The sequence below is a fragment of the Capnocytophaga sp. H4358 genome, from assembly GCF_002302515.1.
Classification (GTDB): Bacteria; Bacteroidota; Bacteroidia; order Flavobacteriales; family Flavobacteriaceae; genus Capnocytophaga; species Capnocytophaga canis.
Map to the genome: position 1 here is coordinate 448,343 of NZ_CP022380.1, position 18,599 is coordinate 466,941.

Annotated in this window: 14 protein-coding genes; 5 read left to right on the forward strand and 9 right to left on the reverse strand. The window is 36.3% G+C overall.

Going from position 1 to position 18,599, the window contains the following annotated elements:
- Positions 1-145 precede the first annotated feature (145 nt).
- The 8 genes from ccoG to CGC49_RS01955 form a co-directional block, all read right to left on the reverse strand.
- Positions 146-1,570 carry a cytochrome c oxidase accessory protein CcoG gene (ccoG, locus tag CGC49_RS01920; RefSeq protein ID WP_095893280.1) on the reverse strand — a complete coding sequence of 475 codons (1,425 nt, stop codon included), beginning with the start codon at positions 1,568-1,570 and terminating at the stop codon, positions 146-148.
- A 238-nt stretch (positions 1,571-1,808) separates the two neighbouring features.
- Positions 1,809-2,639 (reverse strand): cbb3-type cytochrome c oxidase N-terminal domain-containing protein, encoded by an 831-nt coding sequence (locus CGC49_RS01925; RefSeq protein WP_042009726.1) that lies wholly within the window; start codon positions 2,637-2,639, stop codon positions 1,809-1,811.
- Positions 2,636-2,833 carry a cytochrome c oxidase subunit IV gene (locus tag CGC49_RS01930; RefSeq protein ID WP_042009728.1) on the reverse strand — a complete coding sequence of 66 codons (198 nt, stop codon included), beginning with the start codon at positions 2,831-2,833 and terminating at the stop codon, positions 2,636-2,638. The genes CGC49_RS01925 and CGC49_RS01930 overlap by 4 nt, the downstream gene beginning before the upstream one ends.
- Positions 2,834-2,839: 6 nt before the next feature.
- Positions 2,840-5,017: a cytochrome-c oxidase, cbb3-type subunit I gene (gene ccoN, locus CGC49_RS01935; RefSeq protein WP_042009730.1), complete on the reverse strand. Its 2,178-nt coding sequence runs from the start codon at positions 5,015-5,017 to the stop codon at positions 2,840-2,842.
- A 12-nt stretch (positions 5,018-5,029) separates the two neighbouring features.
- Positions 5,030-5,230 carry a cbb3-type cytochrome oxidase assembly protein CcoS gene (ccoS, locus tag CGC49_RS01940; RefSeq protein ID WP_042009732.1) on the reverse strand — a complete coding sequence of 67 codons (201 nt, stop codon included), beginning with the start codon at positions 5,228-5,230 and terminating at the stop codon, positions 5,030-5,032.
- A gap of 511 nt (positions 5,231-5,741) precedes the next feature.
- Positions 5,742-6,824, reverse strand: coding sequence for a glycine cleavage system aminomethyltransferase GcvT (gene gcvT / locus CGC49_RS01945; protein WP_095893283.1), 1,083 nt, complete (start codon positions 6,822-6,824; stop codon positions 5,742-5,744).
- Between the two features lie 17 nt (positions 6,825-6,841).
- The gene (locus tag CGC49_RS01950) at positions 6,842-7,360 is read right to left on the reverse strand and encodes an inorganic diphosphatase (RefSeq protein ID WP_042007953.1); all 519 of its coding nucleotides are present in this window, start codon (positions 7,358-7,360) and stop codon (positions 6,842-6,844) included.
- Positions 7,361-7,577: 217 nt separating this feature from the next.
- A complete protein-coding gene (locus tag CGC49_RS01955; protein WP_095911727.1) occupies positions 7,578-13,028 on the reverse strand; it encodes an alpha-2-macroglobulin in 5,451 nt (1,816 codons plus the stop codon).
- A 105-nt stretch (positions 13,029-13,133) separates the two neighbouring features.
- Here CGC49_RS01955 and recO point away from each other — a divergent pair, with 105 nt between their 5' ends.
- Positions 13,134-13,850 (forward strand): DNA repair protein RecO, encoded by a 717-nt coding sequence (recO, locus tag CGC49_RS01960; RefSeq protein WP_095893285.1) that lies wholly within the window; start codon positions 13,134-13,136, stop codon positions 13,848-13,850.
- Positions 13,851-13,991: 141 nt separating this feature from the next.
- Here recO and CGC49_RS01965 read toward each other — a convergent pair whose 3' ends face one another.
- Positions 13,992-15,242 (reverse strand): IS4 family transposase, encoded by a 1,251-nt coding sequence (locus CGC49_RS01965; protein ID WP_095893286.1) that lies wholly within the window; start codon positions 15,240-15,242, stop codon positions 13,992-13,994.
- A 168-nt stretch (positions 15,243-15,410) separates the two neighbouring features.
- Here CGC49_RS01965 and CGC49_RS01970 point away from each other — a divergent pair, with 168 nt between their 5' ends.
- Genes CGC49_RS01970 through CGC49_RS01985 form a run of 4 tightly spaced genes read left to right on the forward strand, consistent with a single transcriptional unit; the run spans position 15,411 to position 18,599 of the window.
- Complete coding sequence (locus tag CGC49_RS01970) at positions 15,411-16,109, forward strand: MotA/TolQ/ExbB proton channel family protein (protein ID WP_042342983.1); 699 nt, start codon at positions 15,411-15,413, stop codon at positions 16,107-16,109.
- A 21-nt stretch (positions 16,110-16,130) separates the two neighbouring features.
- Positions 16,131-16,517 (forward strand): biopolymer transporter ExbD, encoded by a 387-nt coding sequence (locus tag CGC49_RS01975; protein ID WP_042007961.1) that lies wholly within the window; start codon positions 16,131-16,133, stop codon positions 16,515-16,517.
- 7 nt (positions 16,518-16,524) lie between these two features.
- The gene (locus tag CGC49_RS01980; RefSeq protein WP_095911728.1) at positions 16,525-17,382 is read left to right on the forward strand and encodes an energy transducer TonB; all 858 of its coding nucleotides are present in this window, start codon (positions 16,525-16,527) and stop codon (positions 17,380-17,382) included.
- A 2-nt stretch (positions 17,383-17,384) separates the two neighbouring features.
- Positions 17,385-18,599, forward strand: a complete 1,215-nt coding sequence (locus CGC49_RS01985) for a folylpolyglutamate synthase/dihydrofolate synthase family protein (protein ID WP_095911729.1) — start codon at positions 17,385-17,387, stop codon at positions 18,597-18,599.

An 18,599-nucleotide genomic window follows, 5' to 3' on the forward strand; every position in this document is an offset into this window, starting at 1 on the left:
TTTTTTAAGGCAACATACTTTTTACATCACCTCCAATTTAGTAATGTCATCAAACTTTTCAGACAGCCTCCTATGAACAACCCTTCATCCTTATCAAAACATTTTTTAAAAGTTTATGATTATTCAAAAAAGCAAATCCTATATTTTATCGGAATGTTCTTGGCCCTAAGAAAATCGTTTTTGTTGAACCGATTTTATTGCCATTACTATATACCTCCAAAAGAACCTTCAACTTTTCTTCTTTCAAGGAAGATTCTTTTATTCTTACGAATAGTGTACCTTCCGCCAGACCTTGTTTTGGGACGAAAATAGAATTTTTACCGACGATAACTACTTCAGCATCCAAAGAACCAACCACTTTAACCGTTACATTTTCAAAATCACGAGTAGTTTTATTGATAATTTTATAAGTGTAAACGTTGCTAATCACTCCATTTTCCTCATGTTGATATAGTTGTCCAGGCAAACGTAAAATATCAGCCTGAACATCTGTTCTGATGAATAGCATTCCTATAAGTATTCCAATCAGAATTGTAAGTACAGCTGTGTAGCCTTTCATGCGTAAATCAAATTTGAAAGGAGCTTTTTTAGCTATGTTTTCCTCACTTGCAAAACGAATCAACCCTCTCTTGAAACCAACTTTGTCCATTACCTCATCACAAGCATCGATACAAGCCGTACAGTTCACACACTCCAATTGAGTTCCATTTCTAATGTCAATTCCTGTTGGACATACATGTACACACTGCATACAATCAATACAGTCACCATGTCCCAAGGCTTGACGATCTTCATTCTTTCGGAATTTTTTACGTCCATTATCCGATTCTCCTCGAACATAGTCATAGGCTACGATGATAGAACGATTGTCCAACAAAACCCCTTGTAAGCGTCCATAAGGACAAGCTATTATACATACTTGTTCTCTGAACCATGTAAAAATGAAGTAAAAAATACAAGTAAATATAAACAATGCTATGAACGTTCCCCAGTGGTTTATTGGGCCTTCTTTGATGTAGGTTAACAAAACATCAGAACCTATTAAATATGCTAAAAAAGTGTTTGCTACCGAGAAAGAAATCAAAAAGAATAGACTCCATTTGAGTGTTTTTTTTCTGATTTTTTCCTTGTCCCATGCCTGTTTATCAAGTCGCATTTGTGAACCTCGATCTCCTTCAATCCAATATTCAATACGACGGAAAACCATCTCCATAAATATGGTTTGTGGGCAAATCCATCCACAAAAAATACGTCCGAAAACAACCGTAAAAAGTGCAAGAAACACAACTCCGATAATCATCGAAATCACAAATAGATAGAAATCTTGTGGCCAAAAAGGCAATCCGAAGATATTGAATTTACGATCGAGAATATTAAACAACAAAAATTGGTTACCGTTTATTTTCACCCACGGGCTGACCAATAAAAAAATCAAAAGTACATAGCTGACGTATTTTCTATATCTATAGAAACGTCCAGATGGTTTTTTAGGGAATACCCATGCCCTTTTTCCTTCCTTGTCAATGGTTCCGATGGAATCTCGGAATATTTCTTTATCTTGTTCTTCCATGTGTAGTGTTTTTTATAGAGAATCTTGCTTCTTTTGGGAAGAAATATAATATCTATTTTTGATAAAAGGATTTTAAATGCGATGGTGGAGCATCCGTCGTTTGTAAGATTTTGCCATGAAACAAAACTCCACTCGAGTTCTTTTTTTAATAAAAAATATAGGCAATAGGCAATAGCTTTTATCCGATTGCGAATATGGTCTATTTCCCTATTGCCAATATTAAGTTTTGAAAACACTTTTACTCGGTGTACAGATCACCTTCAGGTCCTTTTGGATTTGCAGGTTTGGTTCCTTTCAGTGTTTTAATATAGTTTGCTACTTGCTCAATTTCAGTAGGCTTCAATAGTGATTTCCAAGCAACCATTCCTTTTCCATCACGTCCACCTTCTGATATAGTATTGTAGATATCTTTGATATTTCCTCCTAAAATCCAATGGTCGTCCGTTAAATTAGGTCCGATACCACCTCCACCATCCATTGCGTGACATGCAACACAATTGGTTTGGAATACTTTTTTTCCTGCTTCAACAACTGAAGCATCATCTACCAACAAGCGTACTTCGAAAGGATTATTTTTCTTATACTCTGCAACTTCAATTTTTGAACGAGCTACATCTTTGTTATACTCGTCAATTTGATTATCATCTTTTAGAACCTCGAATCGTACCAAGTAAATAACCATGAACACAATAGTAGCATAGAAAAGGTACACCCACCAAGGTGGTAAAGTATTATCTAATTCACGAATGCCATCGTGTTCATGCTCCAAAAGGATATCTCCCTCTTTTTCAAGAGGCACTTGTTCCACCATTCCTGCATAAAAACGCTGCCAAAGCGTTCCTTCTTCTGCACCTGACCTAGATTTGATACCCGAAATCAGGTTCTGAACTGCTTTCAAGACTACTTCTGTAAAAACAAGTAAGAAGAACAAGAAAGTCAAAAACAACGGAACTTGATAGTATTTAGCAAATGCTGTACTTTCTTTAGTTCCATAGAGCAACTCTATGAAAAGAGCCACAACACCAACGATGGTTACTACTCGTAAAAATGGTATTAAATTCTTTTTCATTGTAAGGTATTGTTATTTTCGTCCTCATCATTATCAAAAGGAATATTATTCATCGTATCGATAGTTTCTTTCTTATATCCGAACACCCACCAGAAGAGTGCTAAGAAAAAGATAAAAAATATCAGGAAAGATATGATGGGAAAAATCTCAATCCCATCAATCGTCGCCATATGTTCCTTAATAAATTTGAGCATTGTTTGTTACTTTTTTTCCAACTTAATATCTGTTCCCAATCGCTGTAAGTACGCGATTAAAGCAACGATTTCTCGGTCTTTCATCGGAACAAATTCTTTTCCTGCTTGTTGAGCACTTGCTTTAGCCCCTTCGTATTGTTTCACGAAATCAGGATCATTATGCAGATTTTGCTCAATTTTAGCAGCTTGAGCCTCCATAGAAGCGTGAGCATTGGCAATATCTTCCTCGGTGTAAGGAACTCCTAACTTAACTAAAGCACGCATCTTAGCTTCGATATCGCTTCGGTCGTGTTTATTTCTTGTCAACCAAGGATAAGCAGGCATTATACTGTTTGGTGATGTACTTGTTGGATCATACATATGGTTGAAATGCCAGTTATCAGAGTATTTTCCTCCCAAACGTAACAAATCTGGACCTGTACGTTTACTTCCCCACAAGAATGGACGATCATAAATAAATTCACCCGCCTTTGCATATTCACCATAACGTTCAACTTCACTGCGGAACGGACGTACCATTTGGCTATGACAACTGACACACCCCTCACGAATATAAAGATCGCGACCTTCTAACTCTAATGGAGTATAGGGTTTCACACTTGAAATAGTTGGAATATTAGATTTTACAAAAATAGTAGGAACAATTTGAACGACACCACCTATTAAGATCGCAACCGTAGCCCAAATAGTCATTTGGATAGGTTTTCTTTCTAACCAAGTGTGGAAAGTTTCTCCTTGCAATCTACCATTGCTTATTTTTGTCAATGCAGGAGCCTCTGCCAATTCATCTTGTAATTTCGGAGCTGTTTGCAAGGTTTTGATAACGTTATAAGCTCCTACTATTACCCCTGTAACATAGAATGTACCTCCAATAGCACGCATCCAGTACATTGGTATGATTTGCGTTACGGTTTCCAAAAAGTTTCCATAAACCAATGTTCCATCTGGATTAAACTCTTTCCACATAGATGCTTGAACGAATCCAGCCACGTATAACGGAAGACAATAGAAAACAATTCCCAGTGTACCTATCCAAAAATGGAAGTTAGCCAATTTCATTGAGTAAAGGTTTGTTTTCCACATTTTAGGAACGATATAGTAAATCATACCGAATGCCAAGAATCCGTTCCAAGCCAAAGCTCCTATATGAACGTGAGCAATAATCCAATCAGTAAAGTGTGCAATAGCATTCACGTTTTTCAATGAAAGCATAGGCCCTTCAAAAGTTGCCATACCATAACCTGTGATAGCAACAACCATGAATTTTAAAGTTGGATTTTCACGAACTCTGTCCCAAGCTCCACGAAGAGTTAGCAATCCGTTGATCATACCTCCCCAAGACGGAGCAATCAACATCACAGAGAATACAACACCTAAGTTCTGAGCCCATTCTGGTAGAGCCGTATACAATAAGTGGTGAGGTCCTGCCCAAATGTAAATAAAAATCAAACTCCAAAAGTGGATAATTGATAGACGGTAAGAATAAACAGGTCTGTTTGCTGCTTTCGGAACGAAATAGTACATTAGTCCCAAGAAAGGTGTTGTCAAGAAGAACGCAACCGCATTGTGTCCATACCACCACTGTACCAAAGCATCTTGTACTCCTGCATACACAGAGTAGGATTTCCACATGGTCACTGGAAGCTCTAAGTTATTGAATATGTGTAACACAGCAACGGTTACAAATGTCGCCAAGTAGAACCAAATAGCAACATAGATGTGGCGTTGTCTTCTTTTGAGAAGCGTTCCAATCATATTCACTCCAAAAGCCACCCAAACCACAGCAATAGCAATGTCAATAGGCCATTCCAATTCGGCGTACTCTTTGGAAGAAGTGTAACCCAACGGAAGAGTAATAGCAGCTGCCACGATGATGAGTTGCCACCCCCAGAAGTTAAGGTTACTTAGAAAGTCGCTGTACATACGAGCTTTCAAAAGGCGTTGCATAGAGTAGTAAACCCCTGCAAAAATCGCATTACCCACGAACGCAAAAATCACCGCGTTGGTGTGCAATGGACGCAGTCGTCCGAAACTCAACCATGGAATTTCATTCGACATATTCGGAAATAAAAATAGGTAGGCTAACCAAAGCCCAACTAATGTTCCCACTACTCCCCAAGCAAGGGTAGCGAAAAGAAACTTCCTTACAATTTTGTTGTCATAGTAAAATTGTTGCTTCTCCATTATTTATTGAAATTAATTATCTGTTAGTTTCTCTGTTTTAGATTGTTTACTTTCTGTGTCTTCCGAACCAACAAGCTCATCCTCAAATAACATACGCACAGCTGGGGTATGACTATCATCAAACTGACCACGACGAACTGCCGTTATGAACAGAAAGAAAAATAGTAACGCTACAGCAATACTTATAGTTATTAACATATAAATAACACTCATTGTTAAATCAAATTCAGAATAATAGATGCGGCAAAAGTACATAATCTTAATCAGTAAAAAAAATGATTTTAATCACTTTTTTGCTATTTTGAATAAATCTAAAAAAGAAGCGGCTCTACATATGCTCTTTATACCTTATCCGTATAGCATAAGCAGTTCAAAGGTATATTCTGTTTATATCCTTTTTAACTGATTAAATTATTGTTATTGTGTGTTTTATAAATAAAAAAAGTTTTTATCGTTCTTATCTATTAGTTTCTATAGGTAACAGTGAGCAGTACCCCAAAAAAAAACGGAACCAAAAAACTACAACAATCATGAATAATGATGTTTTTATTTTTTAATTCCGTTTAGGTATGTTGATTTAAGAATTTATTCAAGTTTTTTTGATAAATTACATTTAATTTATGAATTACCAAAGTGTTAAAACTTATTAAATGTACGCAATTTATTTGCTTGCTTCAGTATTCCAAGATTTTTGAATATTTTTTTTAAATTCTTTTTTTAGAACCTATACTTTGTAGAACGGTAATTTGACTACTGTGGCAGGTACTCTGTTTTTACGAATTTGGATAAAAATTTGACTTCCAGGTTTGGAAAATTCAGTAGGTACATAGCCTAAACCAATACCTTTGCCCAGTGATGGCGCCATGGTTCCACTGGTAACTTTTCCTATGATATTGCCATCTGCATCAACAATTTCGTAGTCATGCCGAGGAATTGCTTTCTCTTGCATTTCAAAACCTACCAATTTTCTGCTTACACCGTTTTCTTTGTGTGCTTTGATGGTTTCACAGTTTACAAACTCTTTGTTGAATTTGGTAATCCAACCAAGTCCTGCTTCAATTGGAGAGGTGGTATCGTCAATATCATTTCCGTACAAACAGAAGCCCATTTCCAGACGTAAGGTGTCCCGTGCTGCTAGTCCAATTGGTTTGATACCAAATGAAGCTCCTGCCTCAAAAACTTTATCCCAAACATATTTAATATGCTCATTTTTAACATATATTTCAATTCCTCCACTTCCTGTGTAGCCAGTTGCGGAGATAATCACGTCTTGAACTCCTGCAAATTCTCCAATAACGAAGTGATAATATTTAATGTCCCCAAGATTCACAGGTGTAAGTTTTTGCATTGCTTCTATGGCTTTTGGCCCTTGAATTGCTAATAAAGAATACTGGTCAGAAGCATTTTCCATATCCACACCCCAAGTATTGTGTTTACTAATCCAGTCCCAATCTTTTTCGATATTTGAAGCATTAACGACCAGTAAATAATGTTCGTCAGCTATTTTGTAAACGATTAAATCATCTACAATTCCGCCTTCGTTGTTTGGTAAGCAACTGTACTGAGCACGTCCGTCAAATAACGTTGAAGCATCGTTTGAGGTTACTTTTTGAATTAAATCTAAAGCATGTTTTCCTTTTAGGAAAAATTCTCCCATGTGGCTTACATCAAACACTCCAACACCATTACGAACGGTTTCGTGTTCGATATTTACCCCCTCATACTGAACAGGCATGTTATACCCAGCAAAGGGAACCATCTTAGCTCCTAAAGCAATGTGTACATCGGTTAAAGTTGTATTTTTCATTTTATATTTTTATTAAATTATCGAATAGAATATTTCTTTTCACTCGTTTCATAGCGTTTTCTACACTCGTGGTAAATCTCGATTGCTTCATCTAAATTTCCCCAACCATTGACAGCTACTTTCTTTTTTTCTAAATCTTTGTACACTTGAAAGAAATGTTCAATTTCCATTATCAAGTGTGGATTAACATCTTCTAAGGTGTTTAATTTACTCCAAACTGGATCAGAAACTGGTACACAAATCATTTTTTCATCAGGCCCTTTTTCATCTGCCATATGGAAGACTCCCAATGGTTTAACTTCCATAACACAACCAGGGAAAGTTGGTTCAGAAACCAAAACCAACACATCCAAAGGGTCAGAGTCTAATGCTAAGGTTTCAGGTACAAAACCGTAGTCGGCTGGATACATCATGGAAGAGAAAATCATACGATCATAACGTATTTTTTTCAAATCAAAATCATATTCATATTTGTTTCTACTTCCTTTTGGAATTTCGATTAACACATCGAATGATAGTTTTTCTTGTTTAGACATTTTTTTATTTTATATGTTAATAATTGTTTTCGTTTACTCGGGCGAATTGCAGTTGCATCTCCCCTACCCCAACACCAAGGAGAGGAAATAATTCCAATTACAACTAAAATTGATGTTAATTGAGATTATGCCCTCTCCTCAGAAAGGTTATTTAGAACTTTTTACCCGCAAAAATATATATTTTTTTTAGATTATTTTAAGAATTTACCCTTAAATATTATTTTCTTATTACTTCTACCCATTTGCCTTCAGTTCGAGTATTGTAACGATTGTCGTACATTCCTTCCGCATAGGTTCCAGGTAAATAGTATTTTCCTGCGTAAGAAGCGTTTAGCTTCAATTGAATTATTTTTACTTCCTGACCTCGCAATGCAAAATAGAAATTAGCTCTGTCGTCTCTAAAATCAACATAATCAAGATTATTTTGTTCAGCTCCTCCATAGTCCGTAAATCGAGTATTGACAATTTCCCATCCGGATGGAATTAATTGTGTTAAGGCTATATTATTTACATAATCTTGTGTCAAATTTCTAACTTCAATAATTGCTGTAAATTCGGTACTTTGTTGCAATTGGCTAATATCGGTGTTTTGACCTTTAGTTCGGAATGTAGTTGAAATTGCTAATCCGTTTTGCATAGCTAATTCCTCCCCAACAGGGAGTACACCACTGGTAATCAATTTAGCATACAAAGTTTGTTTTGAATTATTTTTTACTTGAACGGTTTGTTTTTCACCTTTGACTGGTAAAGTGATTGACGCCATAGGTTCACCAGATTTTATATTTTCGGTTTTCCCGTTAAGCACATATGCTGCTGAAAAATCAGAACCACTTTTGTTCACAGCCACGTATTTTGCCATTGCATACAACGAATAGGCGGTGGTTTGCGTACTCAACCAATCTGTCGAAGACAATTTTTCTGCGATTTGGAAAGCCCATTCTGCAGCCTCCTGTTTTTTACCGATAAGTAAGGCTGTTTCTAATGCCATCGCTTTATTGCGAAGTTCCGAACCATAGTAGTAATAGTCTCCATCATTGTCTGTACTCATCGTTTGGAACAGATTTTCAGCCGTTTTCTTCTGTCCCGCTACAGCGTACGCAGAAGCTAACATACGTTTAGTTTTGACTGAAATTTCTTTCATTTCACGTAAACGATTCATTGCACCTATATTTGGATTTCCCGCCAAAGCCAACGTATATAAGCGATATGCTTGGGCAAAATCATTGCTATAACGTGGTTCGTATTTCCATTGACGTACTGCATTGTTTTGGTAAGTCAACCATTTATTTTTACTTCCTGAAGGAAGCACGTATCCTCGTTTTTCAGCCTCAATAAAAAATTGCCCAATATAGGATGTTGCCCAATCATCGGCGTAGTTGCTACCTTTCCAGTACGAAAATCCTCCGTTAGTAAGTTGGTTTTCGTGTAGTTTACTAATTGCAGCAGTTACATTTCGCTTAGTTTCTTCGATTTTTTCAGATGTAAGATTCATAAAATCAGTTAAGAATAACTGAGGAAATGCTCCTGAAGTAATCTGTTCGGCACATCCGTGTGGATAGGAAATCAAATAGTTCAATCGCTGGTGCAAATTAATTCCAGGGAAACTCGAAATTTCCAATACAGCATTGGCTTTATCACCAAACGCCTTCATTGAGAAATTAGCTGTTTTTCCTTCGCTAATCACTTCCTTACTGATGTGATATGTCATTGGATTTGGATTATAAACATCCATTTCCACTTCATAAACTGCTTTTTCGTTACCAGATGAAGCTGTAATCTTAACCCTTCCTATGCCCATAGCTGCTGTGGTTTCTAATTCGAAATAAGCCATTTTTTCAGCTGGTTTTTCAAAGTATAAGGATTGTGAACGATCACTAACCACCTTGAACTGTTCATTAGTTTCAACGGATATAGACACATTTTTGATGTTATTTTCCATTGTAAATACAGTTACAGGTAAGGTAATACGCTCTCCTGGAACGGCTTTGCGAGGCAGTGAACCTAATAACATTAGTGGACTGCGAACTGGCACTTCTTTTTTCTCAGCAAAACCATACGCATTTTTCTCCACATTCGATGCTACAATCATCACACGTGCTGATCCTATGTAATTAGGAATTTGAATATCGTGTGCATTTGTTCCTCCTTTTTTGAGTTTAAAAGGTCCTTTTACGATTACAAAAGGCTTGAATCGGTTAGCTTTCTGAGCTTCAGCTCCTCCTAAATCTTCGTCTCCACCAATACTAAACGCTTGATTAATAGTGCCTCCATAAGCACCAATCACATCGTTATAAACATCCCAAGTTTTCACTCCTAAAGCGGTTTTTGAAAAGAAAGTTTTCCACGGATTTGGGGTTGAGAACCTTGTTAAATTTAATAAACCATCTTCTACAATCATCAAAGAATAAGTCATTGGTTTTCCTGATTTTTCACTTACTTTGATAGTCGTTTTTTGTTCTGGACGCAATACTTCAGGCATTTTTATCTCAGGTGTAAGTTGTGTCTCTTTATCAATCACTGAGATTGGTAAAATTCCGTACAGGCGTATAGGCGAATCATTTACAGTGTTAGCATGAGGTTGGAGCAAAGTTACGTAAACATAGACATTTGGCCCCATTTTATCAGTAATAGAAATATCATAGGTTGTTTCGTTTTTGTCCGTTTCTACCCAATATGTTTCCAAAACGTTGCTTCCGTTTTCAACAGAAATCAAGGCTCTTCCTCCCTCATCTGAAGGGAACGAAATAGTAGCTTTTTCGCCAACATTATATTCTTTTTTATTACTTCCTAATGTAAGCATTACAGCCTCATCGCCACTTACATTACGTGATTTTCCACTCCATGAATCCCAATCAAAATAAACAGAAGTTCCAGACTTATGTCCACTGTCTTCATTAGAAAGTAAGACGAAATATCTGCCCCAATCCGAGTCAGGAATTTCTATGTCAAAAGAAGCTTTTCCACTGGCATCAGTCGTTAGTCTAGTAGTTGCATACAGTGAATTACTGCTTGAACTGTTGTAAGTTGAAATATTTTGATTAGAAGCATCCCACCACCAATTCCAACCTACTTTGTAAATAGCAACCGATACGTGTTTGTTACGTAATGGCTGACCTTGTTCAGAGACTACAATTGTTTCGAATGTATGTTTTTTTTCGGTACCATAATATCCGTATTTGTTCACCTCGGGTAAGCCCAATCCAACATAATTGTTGTATGGCGAAAAAGACGCTGTACTAACATCTGTACTGAAATCACCACCACTTTCACTAGCCTGTGTCAATAGATTGACACGCAACATTCCAGGAGCTTCCAAATTCTCCGTTTTAAAGAAGAAACTAGTATTCCCTGTTTCATCAGTTTTTCCTTCGTACACATCAATTTCTTGATTTTCAAACTGGTATGCTTCGTTGTTAAATATATATTCTTCATATCCTTTGAAAAGAGTTTCCATCGGATAGAATTTTGCTTTCATACTCACTTGGGTATTTCCTGCAGGTGTTCCATGTAACCATGATACACGTAAATGAGCGTTGGAACCTCGTGCTGAAATTTGTTGTCCATGCAAACTGTTTTCTATTTTTAATCGGTTAGGTTTAATTGTCTCAATCTTAATTTGTTTGGTATAGCGAGAAGCTCCTGCTGCAATATTTACGCTCCAATTCCCAGTTGGAGCATCTTGTGAGGTGCTTAAACCAAACATGTAGTGATTCGATTCATTGCTATTTTGCATACGTTCAGCAACTACTTTTCCATAAGGGTCTGTAAATGTTAATTTTACAGGTAATTTCTCAGGGTTTTTCTGAGCAAAATCGTTAAGTACAAATCCAACGTAAATACTATCTCCCGGACGCCAAACACCACGCTCTGTATAAACAAATCCATTCAATCCCTTTTGCAAACGCATTCCATCTACATCGTATTTACTAACTGACTGAGGAATAGCATCATCCATTTTAATGTAGGTTGTGCTATTATCCTTCTTAATAGCTGCAAAGAACGCTCGTGATGACAAATCAAAGTTAGCAATTCCCTTTTTATCGGTTTTCGCTTCATTGATTTTTTGCTGTTGATAATCAAATACTTCTACCAAAGCTCCAGCTACAGGTTCAGTAGTCAAAATGTTATTAACTACGATGGTGTAATTATTATTTTGTCCTTTTTTAGCGATTACTCCCAGATCGGAAGCTAAGATGTTGGTTGTTTTACTTCTATATGTGTAATATGATTCTTCACAAGGATCGTCACTACCTTCCCAATAGTAATAGTCATCATCATAGAAATTATCTTTTTCAAGAGGTTCATCTTCAAAAGAATAATCCAAAGGTTCATCATCTTTGCCACAGCCATAAAGAGCGTAATTCTTTTTCATTCCCAATTCAACACGATAGATAGCTCCTGGTTCAGGCATGATGATTGATGACAAGTCTACAGCATAGGTGTTCCACTCCTTCAGTGGATATAATGCACTTTCAGTCAATTCAATAACTTTTCGAGCTACAGGTTTTCCTACTCTGTAAATGGAATTGCTTGACTGTAAAGAGTTTTCTTGTAGAAATTGAAGTACATTATTTTCGTAGATACGATAGACTGTTACGTGAACTGCACGTAGGTTGATTGCTTGAAAGTTAACTTTCAAATTTTCAGAACTTGGTAAAATTGTACCATTTTTAATAAAACGCAAATCAGGTTTCTGTTGTAAAAAAGAAATATTAGTGGTGTAGTCTGTTCGTAAACGTTTATTATAAACACTTTTAATACCTTGAAAAACAGATAACTTGTAATCGCCTTCAGCAGGAGCGTCTAAAAATACTTTCAGTATATTCCCATTGGTGCTGTATTTTTGTTCCGTTCCTAAAACACTTGAAACTAATCCATTAAAATTTTGGTTTCTTTCCAAAGGTTCTGAAAAATTCACCGAAAACGATTTGTTGGTTTTATCGTCAACAACTATTGATAGTACTTTAAAATTTCCCTTTTCAGGAATCAAATAATCAAAAGGTTCTTTGTTTTCTTCGGCTACTTGGTCGTTACGCCACGACACTACCAAGCGTTGTTCTTTGTCCGTGCGTGGGATACTATCAAAAATAATTGGATAACGATTCTCACTCGTCTGTGGTGATACTTTAACTGAAATGCTTTTGTCTCCTACTTTTGCAGTTACTAATTTCTGCACCTCTTCATATGCAAGTGCATCATTGGTAAGCAATTCGGCATTTAAGAAACACAAGTTTTCGTTGTAAGACTGCAAATCTCCTTGTTTAATTTTATATGCCTGTTGAAAAGTTTTAACAGTAAAGTTAAATACTTCTAAATCAGATGATACGTCAAATAATTTTTTCAACTGAAACGAAATTTTGTATTCAGTGTCCTGACTCAGACGTTCTTCTGGGACAAATTCAATGTGTCGGTTATTCAATGCCACAACCTTTCCTTTCACTCTTGGAGAAATATCAAAAAGTTTTAGATTATCAATTTTGTCCAACTTTTCCTGAGAGATAGCCTCATTCAGCGTTACTTTGAAGTGAGATTCGGCAGAGACTAATCCATTAGAAAATCCTGTAATGTAATCCTTGTAAATCAATGGATTACTGTTAAAATTTGCACCGTCCTTTTTACATCCCAAGGCTGTAAAGAAGATGAATAAGATGATAAAACTATTTTTCATAATGATTATTTTTAAAAGAGCCGTAAAGGTACGAGAAAATATCAAAATCTCAAAGAAAAGTGTTACAAAAAGTTGTATCTTTGCCACCAAAGTTTTATCCTACCGATGTATATAAAAACCGATGCTATTGTTATTTCCTCTATGAAATATACTGACAGTAGTTTGATTGTCAAATGTTTTACAAAGGAATATGGTATGCGTAGTTATCTGCTACAAGGTGTATTATCCTCAAAGAAAACAACTTTAAAGATAGCTCTTTTTCAACCTTTTACACAATTGGAGCTGATAGCCTTAAACAAAGATTCTGGAACATTGGGACGCATTAAAGAAGCTAAATTAAAGCGCTTTTACCGTTCGTTACACACCAATGTTTTGAAAAGTTCAGTGGTGATGTTGCTTTCGGAAATAAGTGCTATTGTTTGCAATGTGGAACACAAGGAACCTGAATTTTATCGATTTTTAGAAGAAAAACTTCATTTTTTTGATGAAAACGAATTTTCGGCAAATTTCCATCTAAAATTTTTAGTTGATATGACGTACTATTTAGGTTTTTATCCTAATACTTTCGATGATAGTCATCTGTTTTTCAACGTTGAGGAGGGTATTTTTACTACTATTGACCAGAGTAAGTACAGCATTTCGGGCGAAGCTTTAGCTTTGTTCAAACGTATCATTCAAACTTCGTATACCGATTTAGAAAGTGTAAAAACCAATAGAATTATTCGTAATAGTTTGTTAAACAGTCTATTGAAATATTACGAGTGGCATTTTCCAAATTTTAAAAGAAATAAATCTTTGGAAGTTCTGCAAACGCTATTTTGATCTAACTTTAGGAAGTGCATTCCAAGATAAAATCATCTCTCTCTTTTAGTCAAGATGCTGAAGAGGAACATTTATAGTATTTAAAACACAGCCGTCCGAAAGTTTTTTGAAAACTCATAAAATTCCTTGTCAACCCTTTATTTATAAGGGCAGACTTGTTTGTTGTGCGGAATTATCTCTGTCAAAGAGTGTGTTTTCAGGTGGTTTTTTTGCTTTTTTTACAATCGGTTTCAGCTCATTGCATACATAATTCAAGGTTAAATAATGCATAAGACACACCCTTATTTTCTCGCAAAAATTACTAAATGCCGTCTTTTTATCGCTATAAAATCGCTTTATCAACTCCAACAGAAGATAGCAAATCAAAGATACATAAATCTGTGATTTCACCGCATTTTCACTCGTGCCAAGAAAAGTTTTTATCTGTAAATTTTGCTTCATCGCCTTGAAAAACAACTCAATATCCCAGCGTTTTTTGTACAAATCCGCAATGGTTCTCGCCGTCCAATCCATATTATTGGTGATGATTTCTATGGTTTTGTTGCCGTCTTGCTTATAAACCGTTACCAAACGTAATTTCTCTTGATCAATACCACTTTCTACCGCCTTTTTTGAGGTCAAAACGATGATTTCATCTTTGAGGATGTCGTGGTCTTTTTCATCAGGCAGGTCTCGTTCTTCAAAACTTTGGTAGAGCGTGTTGGACTTAATTCGCGTAACAAAAGTATTTTGGCAATGGATTCTGCCGAGCATCAAACTAAAATCAAAATAGCCTCTATCCTCAACAATGATGGTGTTTTTCGGATAGATATTTTGTTGTAATCCTTTGCTATCGTGTGTTTTAGCTTCGGTGATATTGACCATTTCAGGCAATCCAAGTTGATCGTCCCAAACGGTGTGAATTTTGAGTCCGCCTTTAGCTGTCCGAAATTTTGCCCAGTTGAAAAGACTTAAACACAGGCTAATGGTAGTACTGTCAATGATTTTTATTTTGTGGTTTTGGATTTCATCGATGATATGACTTTGATGTTTGGCTTTTAAAGAGTGTTTGTAATACTTTAAAAGACTAGAATACAAATCTTTAAATACTGCATAATGTCTTACTTTGTTTCCATCACTCATTGTTGATTTTGCGGGACTTTGTTTGAGTTGGAGATCGCTTAGGAAAGTGCTACTTACTGATAATCCGCAACTTATGTCGGATAGCGTATAGCATTTATTCAGCTGTCCGAAAGTTAGTGCCACCAATTGGTCGCGAGTTTTATAGGTAGACTTTCCCTTATCGGACTGATGTTTAGCGATTTCCGCTCTTAAAATATGCGCAGGAATGAGATCTAAAATTTGTCTGATTACGGGTTTATTTGTATTTTTGCTTCGCCTGAAGAGTGCCATAATTGAAAAAAAAATGGGAATTTTTCAAATATACGACATTCTCAGGCAACTTTTATTTTAAAAGTTTCGGATAGTTGTGTATTTAAAACAAAAAATCAATAAAAAATATTGTGGTATAAATAAATTAATTGTTATTTTTGCGGGTTTAAAGAAATAACTTAACTAATTATTATGGCATTACAGACATCTATTGATTCACTTGGTGTTGCAAGTGAAACTGCTCTTGTTGAGGAAAAAACGCTTTCCGTTATGGATTTAATTGTTAATGGTGGTACCTCAAGTATTATCATCATTGCTGTACTATTTGCTATGCTTACAGTGGCTTTGTTCATTTATTTTGAACGATTATTTGCCATCAATGCAGCTTCCAAGGTAGACAGAAATTTTATGATGAAAATTAGAGATAGCATTTTAGCAGGGAAGTTAGATGCGGCACGAATGTTTTGTTTGCAGTCAAATTCACCGGTATCTCGCTTGATTGAAAAGGGGATTTCTCGCATTGGTAAGCCTCTTGATGACATCAACAAAGCCATTGAAAATGCAGGAACATTAGAGGTATATAAATTAGAGAAAAATACTGCTATTTTGGCTACTATTGCAGGAGCAGGTCCTATGATTGGATTTTTAGGAACAGTTGTTGGTATGATTTTATCGTTCCATGAGATGGCATCCGCAGGAGGTCAGGCTGAAATGGGGTCATTAGCAAGTGGTATCTACACGGCTATGGCAACTACGGTAGCTGGACTTATAGTGGGAATTATTGCTTATATTGGCTATAACCACTTGGTGGTTCGTACTGACAAAGTGGTTCACCAAATGGAAGCAAACGTGGTAGAGTTTTTAGATTTGTTGAACGAACCTCTATAACATTTTAACATTCGTAAAACAATGAAAATCAGAGGTAGAAATAAGGTAAGTGCGGAATTTAGCATGTCCTCAATGACCGATATTGTGTTTTTGCTGTTAGTGTTTTTTATGATTACGGCTAACAGTCCTAATGCGCTGGATTTACTATTGCCCAAAGCCAAAGGAAAATCAACAAATACGCAGAATGTTTCTGTGAGTATCAATAAGAAATTAGATTATTTTATTGATAAGAAACCTGTTGCGGTTGAAAATTTAGAAACAGAATTGAGAAATGCTCTTAAAGATGTAGAAAAGCCTACAATCATTTTGAGAGTAGAAGAAAGCGTACCGATAGAGAACGCCGTGACAGTAATGGACATCGCTAACCAAAATCAATATAAGGTTATTTTGGCTGTACGCCCGAAGTAAAGGAAATATGAGTATAGTAGATACAAAACACAAACGTAAATCATTAGTTATCACCATATTTATTATGGCGATTATGGTTTTTTTGTTGTTTTTTACAGGTCTGAAATATTTAGACCCTCCGCCTGAAAATGGGGTAGATGTCATTTTTGGTGTAGATTTGATGGGAAGTGGACAGCGTACACCGCCACCCAGTGCTTCTCGATCTGAGTCCACGCGTGTTGAACAACCTTCACAGCCTCAAGAAACTAAAATCGAAGAGGTAAAAGAAAACTTATTAGCTCAAGAGAATACTGATGAAGAGGTTGTCGCTACTACAAACGAACCTAAGAAAGAAGAAAAGAAAAAAGACGAACCTAAAAAGGAGAAACCTAAAGAGAATCCAAAACCAACTGCATCTGAAACTCCAAAAGAAACCCCTAAGCCTTCAAAAGAAGCTACGGATGCACTGTCAAGTATTCTGGGGGCAGCCAATGCTGGTGGTAATGCTACATCAGGGCAGGGTGACGATAAGGTTGGAGGATACAAAGGTGATCCGAATGGTGATCCATACGCAAATTCTTACTACGGAGCAGGAGGCTCCGGAACTAGCGGTAAGGGTTGGGGGCTTAAAGGTCGTAGCATTCAAGCTGAAGGAAAAGAGATACAAAACTGCAATGAAGAAGGCGTAGTCGTTGTACAAATCGAAGTTGACCAAAATGGGAATGTTGTGAAAGCTACCCCAGGAGCTCGTGGAACAACCAGTAGAGAACCTTGTTTGCTTGAAGCAGCTCGGAAAACAGCTTTCAAGCACAAATGGAATGCCGACAGCAATGCTCCTGCTCGTCAAGTTGGATTTATTGTCGTTAATTTTAAGTTAGGAGAATAACCTTGGACTATCAACAAACACTCAATTGGATGTTCAATAGACTACCGATGTTTCAACAACAAGGGCGTAGCGCTTTGAACCATAAACTTGATAACATTCAAAAATTAGTTGCCGAATTAGGACATCCTCAAACGAAATTTAAGACCATACATGTCGCAGGAACCAACGGAAAAGGCTCTTCAAGCCATATGTTGGCATCTGTCCTACAAGAGGCAGGTTATAAAGTGGGGTTATATACTTCTCCTCATTTACGTGATTTTCGGGAGCGAATAAAAATTAATGGCTTTGAAATTCCACAGGAAGAGGTAGTTGAGTTCATTGCTAATTACCGATCTTTTTTCGAAGCTAACAATCTCTCTTTTTTTGAAATGACCGTGGGACTTGCCTTTGATTATTTTGCTAAACAGCAAGTGGATATAGCTGTGATTGAGGTTGGTTTGGGAGGACGTTTTGATTCTACCAATATTATAATTCCTGAAGTGTCATTGATTACAAACATTTCAAAAGATCATACGGATATATTAGGTAATACACTTCCTAAAATAGCTTCTGAAAAGGCTGGAATTATTAAAAGAAACACACCTGTGGTTATCAGCGAATATGATGAGCAAACGGCAGATGTCTTCATTCAAAAAGCAAAAGAAGAAAACGCTCCAATTGTTTTCGCTAATGAAATAAAAACTCATTTAACTACCGATTTGAAAGGGTTTTATCAAGAGAAAAATATTAAAGGGGTTATTGCCGTTTTAGATTTTTTACGCAACCATTTTTGGGATATTTCAGAAGAAAACATCGCTATTGGACTCAAAAGCGTTGTGAAAAATACCAATTTAAAAGGTCGTTGGCAAACACTTGGTGAAAATCCTAAAATTATCTGTGACACAGGGCATAATGAGGCAGGGTTATCCTATGTTCTTGACCAAATTGCAAAGCAAACTTATAAAAACTTACATATTGTTTTAGGGTTTGTAAAAGAAAAAGATGTAGAAACTGTATTGAAAATGTTTCCAAAAACAGCACATTATTATTTTTGTAAGCCGAATATCCCAAGAGGGTTGGATGTACATCTTTTAAAGGAATTGGCGAACAAAAATAATTTAAAAGGAGATACTTACTCTTCGGTAGAATTGGCACTCACTTTTGCAAAAAAGAATGCTACCCCCGAAGATTTTATTTTCGTAGGAGGCAGTACGTTTGTTGTTGCTGAGATTGTTTAG

What these genes read in the sequence shown, in the direction of transcription:
- ccoN (WP_042009730.1), bottom strand. Translation starts at nt 5,017, where the DNA reads ATGGAGAAGCAACAATTTTACTATGACAACAAAATTGTAAGGAAGTTT.
- ccoG (WP_095893280.1), bottom strand. Translation starts at nt 1,570, where the DNA reads ATGGAAGAACAAGATAAAGAAATATTCCGAGATTCCATCGGAACCATT.
- CGC49_RS01930 (WP_042009728.1), bottom strand. Translation starts at nt 2,833, where the DNA reads ATGCTCAAATTTATTAAGGAACATATGGCGACGATTGATGGGATTGAG.
- CGC49_RS01980 (WP_095911728.1), top strand. Translation starts at nt 16,525, where the DNA reads ATGAGTATAGTAGATACAAAACACAAACGTAAATCATTAGTTATCACC.
- ccoS (WP_042009732.1), bottom strand. Translation starts at nt 5,230, where the DNA reads ATGAGTGTTATTTATATGTTAATAACTATAAGTATTGCTGTAGCGTTA.
- gcvT (WP_095893283.1), bottom strand. Translation starts at nt 6,824, where the DNA reads ATGAAAAATACAACTTTAACCGATGTACACATTGCTTTAGGAGCTAAG.
- CGC49_RS01950 (WP_042007953.1), bottom strand. Translation starts at nt 7,360, where the DNA reads ATGTCTAAACAAGAAAAACTATCATTCGATGTGTTAATCGAAATTCCA.
- CGC49_RS01975 (WP_042007961.1), top strand. Translation starts at nt 16,131, where the DNA reads ATGAAAATCAGAGGTAGAAATAAGGTAAGTGCGGAATTTAGCATGTCC.
- CGC49_RS01925 (WP_042009726.1), bottom strand. Translation starts at nt 2,639, where the DNA reads ATGAAAAAGAATTTAATACCATTTTTACGAGTAGTAACCATCGTTGGT.
- recO (WP_095893285.1), top strand. Translation starts at nt 13,134, where the DNA reads ATGTATATAAAAACCGATGCTATTGTTATTTCCTCTATGAAATATACT.
- CGC49_RS01955 (WP_095911727.1), bottom strand. Translation starts at nt 13,028, where the DNA reads ATGAAAAATAGTTTTATCATCTTATTCATCTTCTTTACAGCCTTGGGA.
- CGC49_RS01965 (WP_095893286.1), bottom strand. Translation starts at nt 15,242, where the DNA reads ATGGCACTCTTCAGGCGAAGCAAAAATACAAATAAACCCGTAATCAGA.